A 15,243-nucleotide genomic window follows, 5' to 3' on the forward strand; every position below is an offset into this window, starting at 1 on the left:
CCGTGGACGGGGCAGGGGTTCGATAAATGCGTCGCCCGTTGGCCACGCGCGCCTTATCAGCCTGCCATTCAGCGCTCGCCAAGCTTCTGCGTCATAACGGCGTGGTCAGCGAAAATGGAATGCGCAGCTCTTCGACTGGCCCTGAATCCCGACCGCACATTTCGTCGTGCACGCATTGTTGTACCAGCACGCAGGGAAACGCCGGAACGGTCTGCAGCAAGTCGCGCAAGTGGGTGATCGAACGCAAATGCATCGGCTTGGCAGCGTCATCGAGCAAGGTGAACTGGCCTTGATCCACGCGAATCCTCGCCAGATAAAAACCACCTTCGAGTGACAGCAGCTCCAGTTCGCGAACTTCACTGTTGGCCGCACGTTCGGTGAGGGTTTGCAGGTTCATGCTTCACTCCTTGCCTGCCGGGGCAGGCGCTTTTCATCGTCGAGGTACGTGCGGTTCATGGGTTCGCGTCAGCGCTCTGACGACGGAAGAACACCGTCACCTGGCCTACCTCCACACCCAACTTGGACATGCTGGTGCGGTTGATCAATGTGTTCTCGTCTATCAGGTACATCCAGTCGTCCATGCTCATCTCGTAGGTCGAGTCGTCGACTGGCAGGTTCAGGCGATAACGCCAATGGAAGGTATTTCCAGCAATCTGACCCTGTGCAACACCGACCACATCATGCGCGCGGCCGCTCCACTGACCATTACCCCCGGGAGTGAGGGTCCAGACTCTACGCTCACGACTGCCGTCGCTGTACACAAAGCGCTCGTCGAGGATCAGGTTGTCGCCTTCGCGACGACTGACAATGTCGACCTCGAAACGCTTGGCGACTTCGCCATTGCGCTTCTGGAACATGCCCCAGGCTTTGACGGGCTGGCTGAAAAAGTGCTCAAGACTCAGTGCCGGTTGCTGATCTGCGTAACGAGCAACATCGACACTGCCGCAGCTTGCGATGCTGAGCGCCAGGCCTAACAGCAGGAGGAATCGGGTCATCTTGCTACTCCTTGAGCTTGTACAAACAACAGGATGTGTATAGGCCTAGCGCCGCCCGATGAGCTGGAGAAATTCCTGTCGGGTCGTCGAGCTGTCGCGGAAGGCGCCGAGCATCACCGAGGACGTCATGATCGAATTCTGCTTCGCGACACCACGCATCATCATGCACATGTGCCTGGCTTCAATAACCACCGCAACGCCGGCGGCATCGGTGATCTGCTGGATAGCTTGAGCAATCTGTTGAGTGAGGTTTTCCTGGATCTGCAGGCGCCGCGCGAACATATCGACCACCCGCGCGACCTTCGAGAGCCCTAGTACCCGGCCAGTGGGGATGTACCCCACATGCGCCTTGCCGATAAATGGCAGCATGTGGTGCTCGCACAGGGAATAGAGCTCGATGTCGCTGACGATCACCATTTCATCGCTCAGCGATTCGAACAGGGCACCGTTGGTAACGTCTTCCAAACTCATCGCGTAACCGTTGCACAGATACTGCATCGCCTTGGCGGCTCGCATGGGCGTATCCAGCAGACCCTCACGCTCGGGGTTTTCACCCACGCCAACGAGGATTTCACGGTAATGGCTGGCTAATTGTGGGCTCATTCGGGTTACTCGTGGCGGTGCTGAGTGAGGGCAACCGTGGCGGCGAAATGTTGTACGTTAGCGATGCATTTGTATAGGTTTTATTGAAGATAGGCTGAAATAGATCAACTGACAACGAGTCGGTGGTTTTTTTGTGCGGGCTTGAAATTTTCAGGCGGGACAAACCCAAGGGCAGGTTTAGTAAATGGCTTGCTTGAGGCGGACATAAAGCACATTGGACACGGAACGGGCAGAGCGACTGAGCCAAACAGTCATTCGTCCGCGATCTCAATGTCCCTTGAACGTCAGGCGGGGGTTTGTCGCGCTGCCGACACACTGGATCGTCGGTCCGCCCACTCGCCGAGCCGCCACCCAAGCACAGCCCAAAGCAATGCACACAACGCGCCGACCAGCGCAGCCATGCCTGCCCCTTGGCCGAGCGCGTCCAGCGCGCTTTTCGCCCAGGCACTGATGGCGTCGCCGGCGCGGTAGACCACGGTGTCGATGACGTTCTTTGCCTTGTATTTGCTTTGAGCATCGAGCGGGGCGAACAGCATCTCCCGGCCTGGGCGCACGAAGGCGTATTCACCGATGCGCCGCACGATCATCAGCGCGGCGATCAGACCAAAGCTGGGGGCGAAGAGCAGCCCGATAAACCCTGCGCACATGACCAGCGGCACCATGGCCAATAACACGCCGACGCCTAGCCTTTGGGCGAGGCGCCCAGAGATCAGTAGCTGGCAGAGCAGGGCGCCCGCTTGCACGACGAAATCGATGATGCCGAACACGCGCACCTGCGCCTCGCGGTCCGGAAAGTGTTCGGCGACGACGCGTGCCTGCTCGAAGTAAAGGAAGGTGGAGACAGTCGCCAGCAGCACCACAAAGGCGCAAATGCCGAGCAGATAGGATGATTTCAAAATGGCCGTCATACCGCTGAAGGGATTGCCCGGCAACGGCCTGCGAGGGCTTTCGCTCGGCGCGGCATCGGGGCGTCCTGCGCCACCGCGTTCACGCCAGCGCATCAACTGGCGCTTGAACCACATCGCAGCGCCGAGCAGAACAGCGGCCAACAGCACCAGGCCGGACTCGCCCACTGGACCGATCAGCAAGGCACTCAGTGCAGGGCCACTCAAGCCGCCAACGCTTGCGCCCGCTGCGATGAAAGCAAACAGGCGTTTGGCCTGGGCACTGTCGAATACATCGGCCATCAGGCTCCAGGCGACCGATACGACAAACAAGTTGTAGACCGATATCCACACATAGAACACGCGCGCCAGCCACGGGCTTTCCTCGCCCAGGAACAAGGCGGCGAATAACAGCAGGTTGGTGCAAAAAAATCCGTACACCCAGTCCACGAAATGCAGGCGCGGCACGCGTGCGCTGAGCCAGGCGAACAGCGGAACGGCCGCCAGCATAACGAAGAAGGTTGCGGTGAACAGCCATTGCAAGTTCTCGATGCCGGCAGTGATGCCCATCGATTCGCGGATCGGACGGAGCATGAAATAGCCGGCGAACAGGCAAACGAACAGCAGAAAACCATAGATCGCAGGGCGCAGCTCGTGAGCCTTGGCATTGATGACGGCGCTGGTGCGGTGGGCGAGAAGGGACATATCCATGTTGCGCTCCTGTAGGCGTGCCAGCGGGCTCAGCGGTAGGTGACGCCGGTCAGTCGCTCGGAAAGTTGCCACAGCACGTCGGAGTTCGAGCGATCGGCAGCGGCTGCGGGCATCTTGGCGAAGCCCAGCGGCCCGCGCTTCTCGTTGTCTCCGGTGGGCCCGTAGTAAGCGCCGCCAACAGCCTCCAGCGCCGTCGCTGCATACAGCGTGGGCAGCGCGCCCTGCGCTGCGCAATGATACCTGTCGCGCTCTACAGCCCATTGTTTGCCGAATTCACTGTCCAGGCCAGGCCCACGGGCGATCAGCTCGGTCACGGCAACGCCGGGGTGAGCGGCGATGCTGCGTATCCCCCAACCGGCGGCATCGCTGCGCTGCTGCAGCGTAATACTCCACTTCAGAACCGCCAGTTTCGATTGGCTGTAGCTGGCGAAAGGGTCGTAACTGCGCTCAGCCTGCAGGTCATCGAAGTTCAGGCTTGCGCGCCCGGCGGCGATGCTCGACAGGCTGACCACCCGACCATCGTCGCTTTGGCGCAGCAGAAGCATCAGCAGGCCGGTCAAGGCGAAATGCCCCAGGTAATTGGTCGCCAGCTGCATCTCGTAACCGTCGGCCGAAACGCCTCTAACCGGCGGCGACATGATCGCGGCGTTGTTGATGAGCACGTCGAGCCTTGGCAGGCGCTCTTGTCGCAGAGAGCTCAGGCGCCTTCAGCATCGTTTCGTAAGGCCAATCACCCATTGGCCGGTCGTTGCCTGTTTTGTATTTCTCTGCGTGATTCATTCAAGCGTAGATCAACTCGAGTATGCCCGTAGTTGACGGTGCCCGCGGTAAGGCGGGCACCGCTTCCAGCATTGGAAAAGGCTCACCCGCCTGTTTACCAGTTGTAACTCAGTTTGGCGGTAATCTCGCGGCCCGGGTTGTAGAAGTTGGCTGTACCGGAACCGACGACGTGCTGCTCATCCAGCAGGTTGCTGACGTTCACCGCCAGGTCGGTGCCTTTGGCGATCTTGTAGTTGAAAGCGGCGTCGAACAGCGTGGTGCCATCGCTCTTGCCGGAGTTGGCTGCATCGAAGTAATAAGCGCCAACGTAACGCGCACCCAAGCCAACGCTGACATCAGTCGCGGGCACGTCGTAATAGCTCCAGAGCGACGCGGAGTGCTTGGGTGCCGTGGCGAACTCGTTACCCTTGAGCGAGCTGCCGTCGTACAACGAACCGCGTAACACCTCGGATTCCATATAGGAATAGCCGCCGATCAGGCTGAGGTTCTGTGTCACTTGTGCCTTGGCTTCCAGGTCGAGGCCACGCGCCCGTGATTCGCCCACCGTCTGCTGCTCAATGATGCCGCTCGGCAGCACCACGGCGATGGTGACGTTTTCCTGGGTCAGGTCATACACGGCGGCGGAGAACAGTGCGTCCATCCCCATCGGCGCATACTTCACGCCGACTTCGTACTGCCTGCCTGTCTGCGGTGTCACGCCAACCTGAGGCGGCGAGACGGATTCGACCATGCTCACATAGGTCGACACTTCATCGTTGACGATGTAGGTCAACGCACCTCGGTAGGAGGTCTCGGAGAAGGTGTCTTTCTCAGTCGATTGCAAGCCTTTGCTGGTCAGGTCCATCGAGTCGTTGCGCACACCCCCGGTGACGATGAAACGCTCGTAGAACGACAGGTTCTGCTGAAGGAATACGGCTTTGGTTGTCGCGTCTCGTTTGTTGACGGCATACGGCGTGATCGAGCGTGGCACACCCGTAAACACAGGGTTGGCAATGTCGATCGGGGTCGTCAGCGCGTAGACCGAGCTTTCCTTGGTGGTCGAATCCAGGTATTCCACGCCCACCAGGCTGCTGCTGTCGATGTTCTCGAAGCGGGCATCGTATTGCAGCATCAGATTGCCGTTGAACTGGTCGGCGTCAGTGTCCGTTCCAAACAGGTACCGATCGACGCTGGTACCGACACGTGCAGCGCTGTCGCTGAGGTACACGTAGCCGAAATCATCGGTCAACTTGCTGTAACGCAGATTGCTGCGCAGTACGAAGCCGTTATCGAAGTCATGGGTGACGTTACCGCTGAGGCTGGTGCGCTCGACGTCATGGAAGTTGTAGCTGGGCTCACCGTAAAACTTGCTGCGGTCGTACTCCCTGTCCAACGGATAACCGCCGCTGTTGGGCGAACTTTCGGTTTTCAGGTAGTCCAGAATCACCGTCGCCGATGTGTAATCCGTCGGGGCCCAGGTCAGGCCACCCATAAACAACTGGTTGTCGTCCTGTGAGTGATCGTACTCGCGGTCGCTGTTCTGGCCTTTGGCAGTAAAACGGCCGGCCAGGGTTTTCTCGTCGTTCAGCGCATCGCCGACATCGATGCCTGTCTCGACATGATCGAACGAGCCGTAGGTGACATAGCCCTGGCCAAACTTCTCGAAGCGCGGCTGCTTGGTCACGAAATTCACCGAACCGCCCGGGTCCGCTGGGCCGAACAGCGTCGAGTTGGCACCGCGCAGAATCTCGATGCGCTCATAGGCGAACGGATCTTCGCGTACGCCGCGCATCGAACTCAGGGTCAAGCCGTCACGGTAGGTGGTGGCCTGAAAGCCACGGATCTGAAAATAGTCGTTGCGGTCATCGGTACCATAGAAATCACTGACCACGCCCGGCGTGTATTGCAGCGCCTCTTCCGTGGTGCTGACGCTGCGTTGCTGCATTTCCTTGTTGGTCACCACCGACACCGACGCCGGTGTATTGAGAATGCTGGTTGCTACCTTGCCGCCGACCCAGAGCTCCTTGGCGACCACCGAGTTGGTGTCGTCGTCGGCACTGACCCTGACCTTGGCATTGATGATGAGCGGGGCGAGGCGGTAGTCCTCGACAGCCGTTGCGTCGAGTTCCAGCGGGCCGGCGACTTTTGCTTGAGGGGTCAGCAGGTAAGCATTCGGGCCTTGCTGTTCGATCTGCAATTCGCTGCCCTGGAGCAACGATGACAGCGCTGCCGATGTATCGAGCGTGCCATTCACGCCAGCCGTGTTGCGGTTCGCCACACTCGACGCGTCGAAGGAAAGACTGATGCCAGCCTCGCGTGCAAAGCGGTCAAGCGCCGGCGCCAGTGGGCCGGGGGCGATATTCCACTGTTTGACTTGATTGCTGTGATCAGCGCCCGAGCTTTGCGCCAGCGATGGCAATGCATAGCTGCTCACGATCAAACCCAAAATCGCACCGTGCATGGCACGACTTAATGGATGGCGCTGCGAAACAGGGGACGAACTCATTTTCTCGCTCCAAGAAAGGACATCGGCAGACTGGCCTGTATTCCGGCCTTCCTTAGAGGTCGAACGAGAATGAGAAACCACCTCATTATTTTTCAAGTAGCAGAAAAATATTCAGGTGGACTCAGGTGGCAGCGCTCACGGTGACCCAATAACGGGTTCGGTAATCAATGTGCAGGCGCAGTGACTGCGCGACCAAAGCCAAGACCCGATCGTTGTCGGCGAGCTGGAAAGTACCCGAAACGCGACGATCGGCGACCTCTTCGGCGCAGCGCAAGACTCCGGGGCGATAACGCGACAACTCCGCGATGAAGTCACCAAGGCGCATATGGTTGGCACTGATCACACCGTCACCCCAGCTCCATAGATCCAGGCCGTTGTCGCTGAACATTCGGGTGCCGCTTGATGTGAACAGCAGCTGGTTTCCTGCCGAGACGCTTCGGCTCGCAGGCGTTTGGCTGGTTCCGGGGAAAACCGTAACCGACCCTTCCTGAGCTGCGACCAGAGTGCCGTCGTCACGCTCGCGGACCAGAAAGCGGAAGCTATGGGTTCGCATGATCCCGTCGCGTGATTGCACCCACAGCGGTCGCGCTTGAGGCGAGTGTTGATCTGCGCCGACGTTCACGATCATTTCACCACGTCGCAGGATGATCAGCCGCCGCTGGGCGTCAAAATCGCTGTCGACGGCGCTATCGCTATTGAGCTGGATGAGGCTGCCATCATCGAGTTCGAAACGTCGTTGCTCGCCGGTGCTGCTGCGCTGTTGTGCAAGCAGGGCGGGCAGGGGGGTGTAGTCGCGGCCGAGCCAGGCTGCCGTGCCGACGGTCGCCAATACGCCCAGCAGCTTCAGGCTTTCCCGCCGGCGCATTCCATGCTTGGCGCCATCAAGGGTCTTTCGAGCCAGTTGAGCTGGCACGCCTTCGAATTCATCTCCAAGCGTTTCCATACGCTGCCATGCCAACGCATGCTCTGGGCGCTGCTGCAGCCAGTGCTCAAAAGAGCGCTGTGTCTGTTCATCGGCTTGATTGAAGCGAAGGCGCACCAGCCATTGGATCGCCTGCTCGACAATGGCCGGATCCAGCGCCTCGGGCTCAGGCCTCGACATAACGCAAGCGATAGCAATGTTGCAGGGCCGTGGCCAGGTCGCGTTCCACCGTCGCGCGGGAGACACCGAGTTTTTCGGCGATTTGTGCGCAGGTCAGACCGTCGAGCCGGGCAAATAAAAAGGCCTGGCGAACTCTTGGTTTAAGCGAGTCGAGCAGACGGTCTATGCGCTCGAGCGCATCGAGAATCATCAGCCGGCTCTCTTCCGAGGGAACCTCGTGATGAGGCAGCAAGGTGATGCTTTCCAGGTAAGCACGTTCGAGTTCGCGACGACGATACTGATCAATCATCAGTCCGCGAGCAATGCTGCTCAGATAGGCGCGTGGTTCGCGCAGGGCGCCGGACTGATGACGGTGTTTGAGCACACGGACGAAGGTGTCTTGCGCCAGGTCTGCGGCGTTATCGCGACAGCCGATGCGGCGGATCAGCCAGCCCTGTAACCACGAGAAATGGGTGCGATAGAGCAGCCCTGGATCTGCAGTACCTAGTGTTTCGTCGCTACGCATCGGCATCCCGGGACATACATGATTGATAATGAATCGCATTCTACTCACGCGATGGGCCCGAGAGCAAATACGTCGCGTTCGGCGTCTGTTTTGGGTGAAAAGACGCCTCAGGTTCCTTTCTGACGGGGACAGTCACGTCTACGACTCCGTCAGTTGCTGGCGGTACTCAGTGGTGGTAATTCCGGCATAGCCCCAGTTATCGGTGTCGACCTCTTCAATGACGATATGAGTGAGGTGCGGGTCCTTATTGAGCACGGTTTGCATGGTTCTGGTTATCTGAGCGATGACTTGAGATTTCTGTTCTTTGGTGACGCCATCGCGAGTGATGCGAACGCTGATGAAAGGCATGGGAAAGTCTCCTGTTGGCGCCCCATCGACATGATGAGGTGGCAGTGGATGGACTTTAGGGCGTTGCTTTCAATGAATAAATGAGGGGCAGAGAACATCACTTACAACGCTGTGTAACCAATGACGGCCTGGCCTGTGGCATTGGTTTTTTGCTTTGTGTCTGGATATCCGATCGGCTGCGTTCTGCCGCTGACACGCGGGAGGATTTCACGGCGCAGTCTTTCCCATGCGCAGCGACGAAGGCTGTGGAGCATGGGAATGACTGGATGCCGCAGAGGAGGGCTGGGCGAGGGCGCGTAGGTGGAGTTTCGCAATGGGCCACTCGTTGTAGCAACTCAGGGGCTGCCGACAAGTTCCGCTCCATCTCTGGTCGAAACCGCCTACGGTATCAAGCGCATCTCGCGTAGTTTGTCGAACACGTCAAAAAATGCCTGATCGCTTGCCTGGTAGGCAGTGAAACCCATCATGCGACTTTTCGACATGTCCGTGACTACTTCGATGGGGCGGCCGAGGTCTGCATCGGTGTGCCATGGGGAAATCAGGCGATCAATGTCGGGTTCTTTCAAGCCGTGCTCCGCGACTATTTGCGTCCATACGGCTTGATCGTCAGCCATCTGCTTCTCGAGGGGTGAAAGCGAAGCGGGATAATCGGCAGCAGGCAAGTTGAAGTATTCGGCGATCCGGCTCCACATCCATTTCCACCGGAATACGTCGCCATTAGTGACATTGAATGCCTGGTTGGCCGCAGCCGGCGTGGTGGCTGCCCACAATTGTTGTTTCGCCAACTGCCGCGCGTCCGTCATGTCGGTGAGGCTGTCCCACTGCACTCTGGATCCTGGAAACACAAAGGGGCGATGGGTGTGTTTGCAAGTCGAGGCGTAGACAGCGAGGGTAGTCGCCATGTTCATCGCATTGCCGACAGCCACCCCAGTGACGGTGTGAGGGCGATGAACGCTCCAGGTGAAGCCGTCCTTTTCGGCAGCGGCGAAGAGCTCGTCCTCTTGGGCGTAATAGAAATTCTCGACATCCAGACGGCCCTGCTCCTCGCGAAACGGTGTCTGCGGCAGGCTGCCTTTACCGTACGCTTCGAACGGGCCCAGGTAGTGTTTCAGGCCAGTGACCAGTGCGACGTGCTTGACACTTTTGGCTGGGCGAATGGCGGCGAGGACGTTGCGCACCATGGCGGCATTGACGCGTATGTTCTGCGCTTCCGTGGCTTGGCGCGACCATGTGGTAATAAATACATGAGTGGGCTTCAAACCCGCCAGCGCGCGGTCCAGCGAAGCCGGATCCTGAAGATCTGCCGCGACAGGGATCACGCCTTGCGCTTGCGACGGGTGCCTCGATAGCGCGGCGACTTGCCATTGGTTGTCGATGAGTAACTGCGTGATGGCGCTGCCGACGATGCCGCTGGCGCCCACGACTAAAGCGGTCTGGGTCATAGGTTTCTCCTGGATTCAGATGTCGGAGTACGTCCGGGTAACAGAGGTTCAACCTGAAATCCGTTAGAGTGTCCGCTCCCCCCCGTTGAAGCCTATGAAAAATGAATCGTCCGCTGTTTGTCGCTCTGGATGGCCCCAAAGGCGTCGGCAAAACCTCGCTGTTGGAGGCCATCACTGAAGTCTTGAGGGCGGACAACCAGAAAGTCATCCGATTGTGCGAGAGAAAAAGCGACCCGTTCAGGGGCGAGACGATGCGTTTGGTGAACAGGCTCGTCCGGCATCCTGACCGGGATCTGGAGCTGGAAGTCTGCCAACGCCTGGCTGATAGCCGCAGCTGGATTTCCCGGCACGTGCTGAGCAAACAACCCACCGACAGCATTATCCTGATCGATCGCTGGTATCCCTCCGATGCTGCGTTTCGCCGGATAGTCCCGTTCGCCGAAATCCTGCAATTGAACCTGGATCGCAGCGTTCAGGTGCCAGACCTGCATGTCGGGGTGGTCACAGCGGCGCAGATTTCGTGGGCGAGGGCGGGGGCACGACGGCGCGGCTTGAGCAGTACAGTGCTTCGTGGCCTGGAAGAGCATGCCGCTTGTACTCGGGCGTTTGAGCAAGCCGCTATCGATCAGGGTTGGTTTTTATGCCGGAACGAGGGAACGATCGAGGAGGCGACGAGGCGGGTGGTCGCGCAGATAAATCAGGTGATGAGCTCCCGGTGTGTCCCCTTGGTCTGACGGCAGACCATGCCCTGCCGACGAGCGGCGCAAATATGACAAAGTATTTCACTGTTGAGCGAGGTCAAGTAATCAGGTTTATTCAGAGGTATCAAGATGAGATTTGCACGCTTTTGCCAGGCACTTTCCACTTGGGCAGGTAGCCCCAAGACCTTTTTGACTGCGATCGTTTTGATCATCGCCTGGGCTGGAACAGGGCCGTATTTTCATTACAACGACACTTGGCAACTCATCATCAACACCTCGACCACGATCATCACTTTTCTGATGGTGTTCCTCATTCAAAACACCCAGAACCGCGACAACGATATTTTGCATCTGAAGATCGATGAGCTGATACGAGCCACGAATGAAGCTCAGAATGCCACGTTGGGCCTGGAGAAGATGGAGGCGCGCGAACTCAGAAGGCTCCGTGATCGATATCGCGCGTTAGGCGAGTCGAGTCAGGTCGATGTAGCGCCTGCCCATGACGATCCGGGTCGTTAGAATACTGGCTGCGAGTTTTTTTTCGCCATCGTGACGATTCACAAGCGGCAATGTTTGCGGTCTTCAATCGTTCAGCACGGCTGGAAAATGCGCGCTCTGTTCCGGGGTAGTTCAGCGGTAGAACACTCGGCGTCAAAACTCAAGGGATCGGGTATTTTCAGGATGTACTCGCGCGCCTGCCAACTCAGCGCGCGAGTGCGATTGGGCAACTGTTGCCACTGTGGACCAGTCCGGATCAGGTTTTGAAAAGCTCCGCGCCCATGAAATCGATGAATGCGCGCAGCTTCGGCGACCGGTGCTTGCTCGATGGCCAAAGCATGCGGAAGGTGCCCTGATGCTGGTTGAAGTCGTCCAGCACCGTCACCAGTTCGCCGGCCGCAATGGCATCACGCACCATGAAGTCCGGCAGGCAGGCGATTCCAAGGCCATCACGGGCGACGTGAAACAGGGCCTCGGTGGTGTTGCATACCATCGAGGCCAAGAGGACGGGTTCTGCCTCGCCCTCCTGCCTGCGCAAGGGCCACGACTCGAGCTTTCCGGTACTCGGGAACTTATGTTGCAGGCAGGCGTGGCCCGTCAGGTCGGCGGGCTCGCGCGGAGTGCCGCGCGCGGTGAAGTACCGGGGCGAGGCAACTAGCAGCAGCTTGAAAGTGCCCAGTGCGCGGGACATCAGCCGGGAATCAGTCGGGTCTCCGGTGCGAATGACCGCATCGAACCCGTCCTCGATTACGTCGACCATCCGATCCGAGAAATCCACGTCCAGTTCGATGGCGGGGTAGCGGTGCATGAAGGCCGTCAGCGCCGGCATGACCAAGCTGCCTACCAACGGCATGCTCAGGCGCAGCTTGCCTTGGGGCGCTTGCCGGGTTTGCGACAGTTCCAATTGCGCCGCCTCGACCTCGCAGAGGATGCGTCTGCAACGCTCCAGGAACAGCGTGCCCTCGGCGGTCAGCGTGATACTGCGCGTGCTGCGGTGCAGCAGGCGTACGCCCAGTCGCTCCTCCAGCCGGGCCACGCTCTTTCCCACGGCGGAAGACGAGACGCCGAGCACGCGCCCAGCTTCCGAAAAGCTACGGGCTTGCGCCGCCTGCACGAAGAACGCGATGCCATTGAGCGAATCCATTCTTCACCGTTCTAGGAAAATTTGTCCGATATGTTCGGAACCTTAGCCCATTTTTCTTAATCGAGCCCGCACTTACTCTCACGGCTGCACAGGTTGGATGCGGCTGTCCTGGCTTTCGAGATATGTGACGCCTGCCTGACCCTCTAATGACTCTTTGCGGATGTTTCCCATGACACAAGCCCTGACCGCCACAAGCGGTACCACCGGACGCGACTGGCTGCAACTGCTTGCCGCCTGCCTTACCGGCATTCTGATCCCGCTGTGCTTCACCGGGCCGGCCGTCGTGCTGCCGTCAATCAGTCAGGAACTGGGCGGGACGGCGGTGCAACTGAACTGGGTGGTCAACGGCTACATCCTGACCTACGGTAGCGCCATGATGGCGGCCGGCAGCCTGACCGACACCTATGGCCGCAAGCGCGTGTGGCTGGTCGGGCTGGCGCTATTCGTGCTGATAACGTTCTCGATCCCGCTGGCGCCGACGGTCGGCTGGATCGACGGGCTGCGCCTGGCGCAAGGGCTGGGCGGCGCAGCCGCCTTCGCGGGCGCCATGTCCTCGCTGGCACAGGCCTTCCACGGCCCGATCCGTACACGCGTGTTCAGCCTGCTCGGCACCACGTTTGGCATCGGCCTGGCCTTCGGCCCGCTGGCGGCAGGCTTGCTGGTGGAGGTGGCGGGCTGGCGCTGGGTGTTCCTGGCGACGGCGCTGATCGGCGTGGCCGGTTTCCTGCTGGTGTGGGTCAGCGCCACAGAGTCCCGCGACCCAGACTCTACCGGCCTGGACTGGCCCGGCGCCCTCAGCTTCACCGCCGCGCTGAGCTTGTTCACCTACGGCATCCTGCTAGCGCCGGAAGAAGGCTGGCGCAGCGCTTCGGTGCTCGGCACGTTATTGGCCTCAGTGGTGCTATTCATCGCATTTGTACGCCTCGAACGCCGTGTCGCGCGCCCGATGCTCGACCTTTCGTTATTCGCCAGTGGGCGCTTCGTGGGCGTGCAGGTGTTGGCCGCATCGCCGGCCTTCTTCTTCGTCACACTGATCGTGATGCTGCCGGGCCGCTTCATCGGAATCGACGGACTGAGCGCATTGGAAGCGGGCCAAATGATGATCGCCCTGGCTGCGCCGCTGCTGGTCGTGCCGTTCCTTGCCGCGTGGTTGTCGCGCTGGTTCACCTCCGGCATGCTGTCTGGCGTCGGGCTGCTGCTGGTGGCGGCCGGACTGGTCTGGATGGGGCAGGTGTTGTCCGGCGGGGCCGGCCCTGCGCTGGTTGCGCCGCTGGCCTTGATCGGCGCAGGCATTGGCCTGCCTTGGGGGCTGATGGATGGCATGGCCGTGAGCGTGGTGGAGACAGAACGTGCAGGTATGGCGACCGGCATCTTCAACTGCGTGCGCGTTTCGGCCGATGGGATTGCCATCGCGGTGGCGGGCGCGATGCTGGCGTTCTTGGTTCAGGGCGGATTGCTCGGCACTTTAGTCGCGGCCGATCCAGCCGTTGTGATCGAGGCCGCCAATCGCGCCGCGCTCGGCGATCTAGCGCATGCCAGTGCCCTTGTCAGCGGCGAGCGCGCCTTGCTGCTTGCGACCTACGACCGGGCATTGCGCTGGGTCTCGTACATCCTGGCTGGATCTTCGGCACTGACTGCGCTGCTAGTGTTCGCTTTGCTGGGTCGATCGCGTGCGCATGAAGAAGTGGTACCCGCGGCATGAATCCGATTGGGACAGGCTCTCGGCCCCCCGACCGCACATAGCATCGGCTATGCGCGGGTATCCAGCGGGGAAGGCTCGGCCCATCTTCGGTTTCATCACCCCAATGGAAGGCTACCCGGAGTTCTCCGTGCCCACGTTGGAGACATGTGTTATTGACTCACCAGGCCGTGTTCGCCGGACGCTTACCCACATACGTCACCGGCCCGGGGTCAGACCTGCAGAGACAGCTTGCCCCTCTATGAAGCTCATCAAACGATGTTCGGCCACACGCAATTGGTGTCGTGTCTGACTTAACCTGCGATGACAGCGTGGCGCAAAGGGCGTTGTTCAGCGCTTTTTCAGAGGCTGGCTTGTTACTCTGGCGAACGACAGTCAATAGAATACCTCTTCGAGTCGTCGATCCGTTTCAAACGTCAAGGAAGCCAATGCGCAGCGCACTCGTGGTAAACGGTCGTCCACAACCACATCAACAGGGAGATCTCCCCGTGCCTTGGTGGAGTTTTACGAAAACCGTTTTGGCGACGACGGCTCTCTCGTTAGTCCGTGACCGCTTTATAGGGTTGGACGACCTCGTTTTTGATCAGCCCTACACATTGCGCCAGCTACTGCGGCATGAGGCAGGTCTGGCCGACTACGGCGAGCTTGGCGAGTACCACCGGGCCGTTGCGAACGGTGAGTCGGCCTGGTCTGTAGATGAAATGTTAAAACGCCTTGATGGTGCTCGACTGCGATACACCCCCGGAGCCGGGTGGCGTTATTCGAATGTGGGTTATCTGCTCATCGGAAGGCTCATTGAACGGCTGACTGATCTCACGCTTGAGGATGCTGTAAATCAACGGGTACTCGCTCCTCTGGGATTGTCCAACGTCCGCTTCGCTAGAACGCGAGCAGACTTAAAAACAAACCACGGGGTGGACACTCTAAACTATGACCCCGCCTGGGTTTACCACGGCCTGTTAATCGGCCCCGTTTCGCAAGCGGCATTGTTTTTGGATCGACTCTTCTGCGCAGACTTGCTTTCAGCGGGCTTGCTCACTGAGATGCGAGGAGCACGCACATTGGGCGGGCCCATTCCCGGACGTCCGTGGATCGCACCGAGTTATGGCCTGGGTTTGATGCAGGGAACGCTTGAGGGTGGATTCGCCCTAAGCGGACATACAGGCTGCGGGCCAGGTAGCGCGATTGCTGTCTACTGGGTTTGTGATGGAGAAGTGTCGGCCAGTGGCGCTGCTTTTCAGGTAGACGCCAGTGAAGGTGCCGTCGAAGCGATCGTTGTTGAACAACTGATGCAAGCTCTGCGACAGACGTTTAAGGAACTCTAATTGCTTATAGCGCTGGGCCCA

At 59.4% G+C, this 15,243-nt stretch carries 14 protein-coding genes and 1 pseudogene; 4 read left to right on the plus strand and 11 right to left on the minus strand.

Annotated features, from left to right (window positions below; translation table 11 throughout):
- Positions 1-91: 91 nt before the first annotated feature.
- The 10 genes and pseudogenes from CXF97_RS19915 to CXF97_RS19960 form a co-directional block, all read right to left on the minus strand.
- Entirely contained in the window at positions 92-397 is a 306-nt protein-coding gene (locus CXF97_RS19915; protein WP_016774774.1) for a DUF6482 family protein, read from the minus strand.
- A gap of 55 nt (positions 398-452) precedes the next feature.
- Positions 453-995 carry a DUF3833 domain-containing protein gene (locus CXF97_RS19920; protein ID WP_101160164.1) on the minus strand — a complete coding sequence of 181 codons (543 nt, stop codon included), beginning with the start codon at positions 993-995 and terminating at the stop codon, positions 453-455.
- A gap of 45 nt (positions 996-1,040) precedes the next feature.
- On the minus strand, positions 1,041-1,598 hold the full coding sequence (gene folE, locus CXF97_RS19925; RefSeq protein WP_101160167.1) for a GTP cyclohydrolase I FolE: 558 nt from the start codon (positions 1,596-1,598) through the stop codon (positions 1,041-1,043).
- A 284-nt stretch (positions 1,599-1,882) separates the two neighbouring features.
- Positions 1,883-3,193 carry an NTP/NDP exchange transporter gene (locus CXF97_RS19930; RefSeq protein ID WP_101160170.1) on the minus strand — a complete coding sequence of 437 codons (1,311 nt, stop codon included), beginning with the start codon at positions 3,191-3,193 and terminating at the stop codon, positions 1,883-1,885.
- Positions 3,194-3,222: 29 nt separating this feature from the next.
- Positions 3,223-3,879, minus strand: a pseudogene (locus CXF97_RS19935) (SDR family NAD(P)-dependent oxidoreductase); the annotation flags it as partial.
- Positions 3,880-4,067: 188 nt separating this feature from the next.
- Entirely contained in the window at positions 4,068-6,458 is a 2,391-nt protein-coding gene (locus CXF97_RS19940) for a TonB-dependent siderophore receptor (protein WP_101160173.1), read from the minus strand.
- A gap of 121 nt (positions 6,459-6,579) precedes the next feature.
- Positions 6,580-7,560 carry a DUF4880 domain-containing protein gene (locus tag CXF97_RS19945; protein ID WP_101160175.1) on the minus strand — a complete coding sequence of 327 codons (981 nt, stop codon included), beginning with the start codon at positions 7,558-7,560 and terminating at the stop codon, positions 6,580-6,582.
- The gene (locus CXF97_RS19950; RefSeq protein WP_101160493.1) at positions 7,547-8,065 is read right to left on the minus strand and encodes a sigma-70 family RNA polymerase sigma factor; all 519 of its coding nucleotides are present in this window, start codon (positions 8,063-8,065) and stop codon (positions 7,547-7,549) included. Before CXF97_RS19950 ends, CXF97_RS19945 begins: the two co-directional genes overlap by 14 nt.
- Positions 8,066-8,203: 138 nt before the next feature.
- Complete coding sequence (locus tag CXF97_RS19955; protein ID WP_101160178.1) at positions 8,204-8,413, minus strand: 4-oxalocrotonate tautomerase family protein; 210 nt, start codon at positions 8,411-8,413, stop codon at positions 8,204-8,206.
- Between the two features lie 380 nt (positions 8,414-8,793).
- Positions 8,794-9,855: an SDR family oxidoreductase gene (locus CXF97_RS19960; RefSeq protein WP_101160181.1), complete on the minus strand. Its 1,062-nt coding sequence runs from the start codon at positions 9,853-9,855 to the stop codon at positions 8,794-8,796.
- A 101-nt stretch (positions 9,856-9,956) separates the two neighbouring features.
- Between CXF97_RS19960 and CXF97_RS19965 the strand changes: the two genes are divergently transcribed.
- Positions 9,957-10,589 carry a dTMP kinase gene (locus tag CXF97_RS19965; RefSeq protein WP_101160183.1) on the plus strand — a complete coding sequence of 211 codons (633 nt, stop codon included), beginning with the start codon at positions 9,957-9,959 and terminating at the stop codon, positions 10,587-10,589.
- 96 nt (positions 10,590-10,685) lie between these two features.
- Positions 10,686-11,075, plus strand: a complete 390-nt coding sequence (locus CXF97_RS19970) for a low affinity iron permease family protein (RefSeq protein ID WP_101160186.1) — start codon at positions 10,686-10,688, stop codon at positions 11,073-11,075.
- A gap of 235 nt (positions 11,076-11,310) precedes the next feature.
- Here the strand turns inward: CXF97_RS19970 and CXF97_RS19975 are convergent, their stop codons facing one another.
- Positions 11,311-12,198, minus strand: coding sequence for a LysR family transcriptional regulator (locus CXF97_RS19975; protein ID WP_101160189.1), 888 nt, complete (start codon positions 12,196-12,198; stop codon positions 11,311-11,313).
- 169 nt (positions 12,199-12,367) lie between these two features.
- On the opposite strand from CXF97_RS19975, the gene CXF97_RS19980 reads away from it, so the two are divergent.
- Together CXF97_RS19980 and CXF97_RS19985 are read left to right on the plus strand one after the other, a co-directional pair.
- Positions 12,368-13,900 (plus strand): MFS transporter, encoded by a 1,533-nt coding sequence (locus tag CXF97_RS19980; RefSeq protein ID WP_101160192.1) that lies wholly within the window; start codon positions 12,368-12,370, stop codon positions 13,898-13,900.
- 425 nt (positions 13,901-14,325) lie between these two features.
- The gene (locus tag CXF97_RS19985; protein WP_101160194.1) at positions 14,326-15,222 is read left to right on the plus strand and encodes a serine hydrolase; all 897 of its coding nucleotides are present in this window, start codon (positions 14,326-14,328) and stop codon (positions 15,220-15,222) included.
- Positions 15,223-15,243: the final 21 nt, after the last annotated feature.

The sequence above is a fragment of the Pseudomonas sp. Choline-02u-1 genome (assembly GCF_002836515.1).
In the GTDB taxonomy this organism is placed as follows: Bacteria; Pseudomonadota; Gammaproteobacteria; order Pseudomonadales; family Pseudomonadaceae; genus Aquipseudomonas.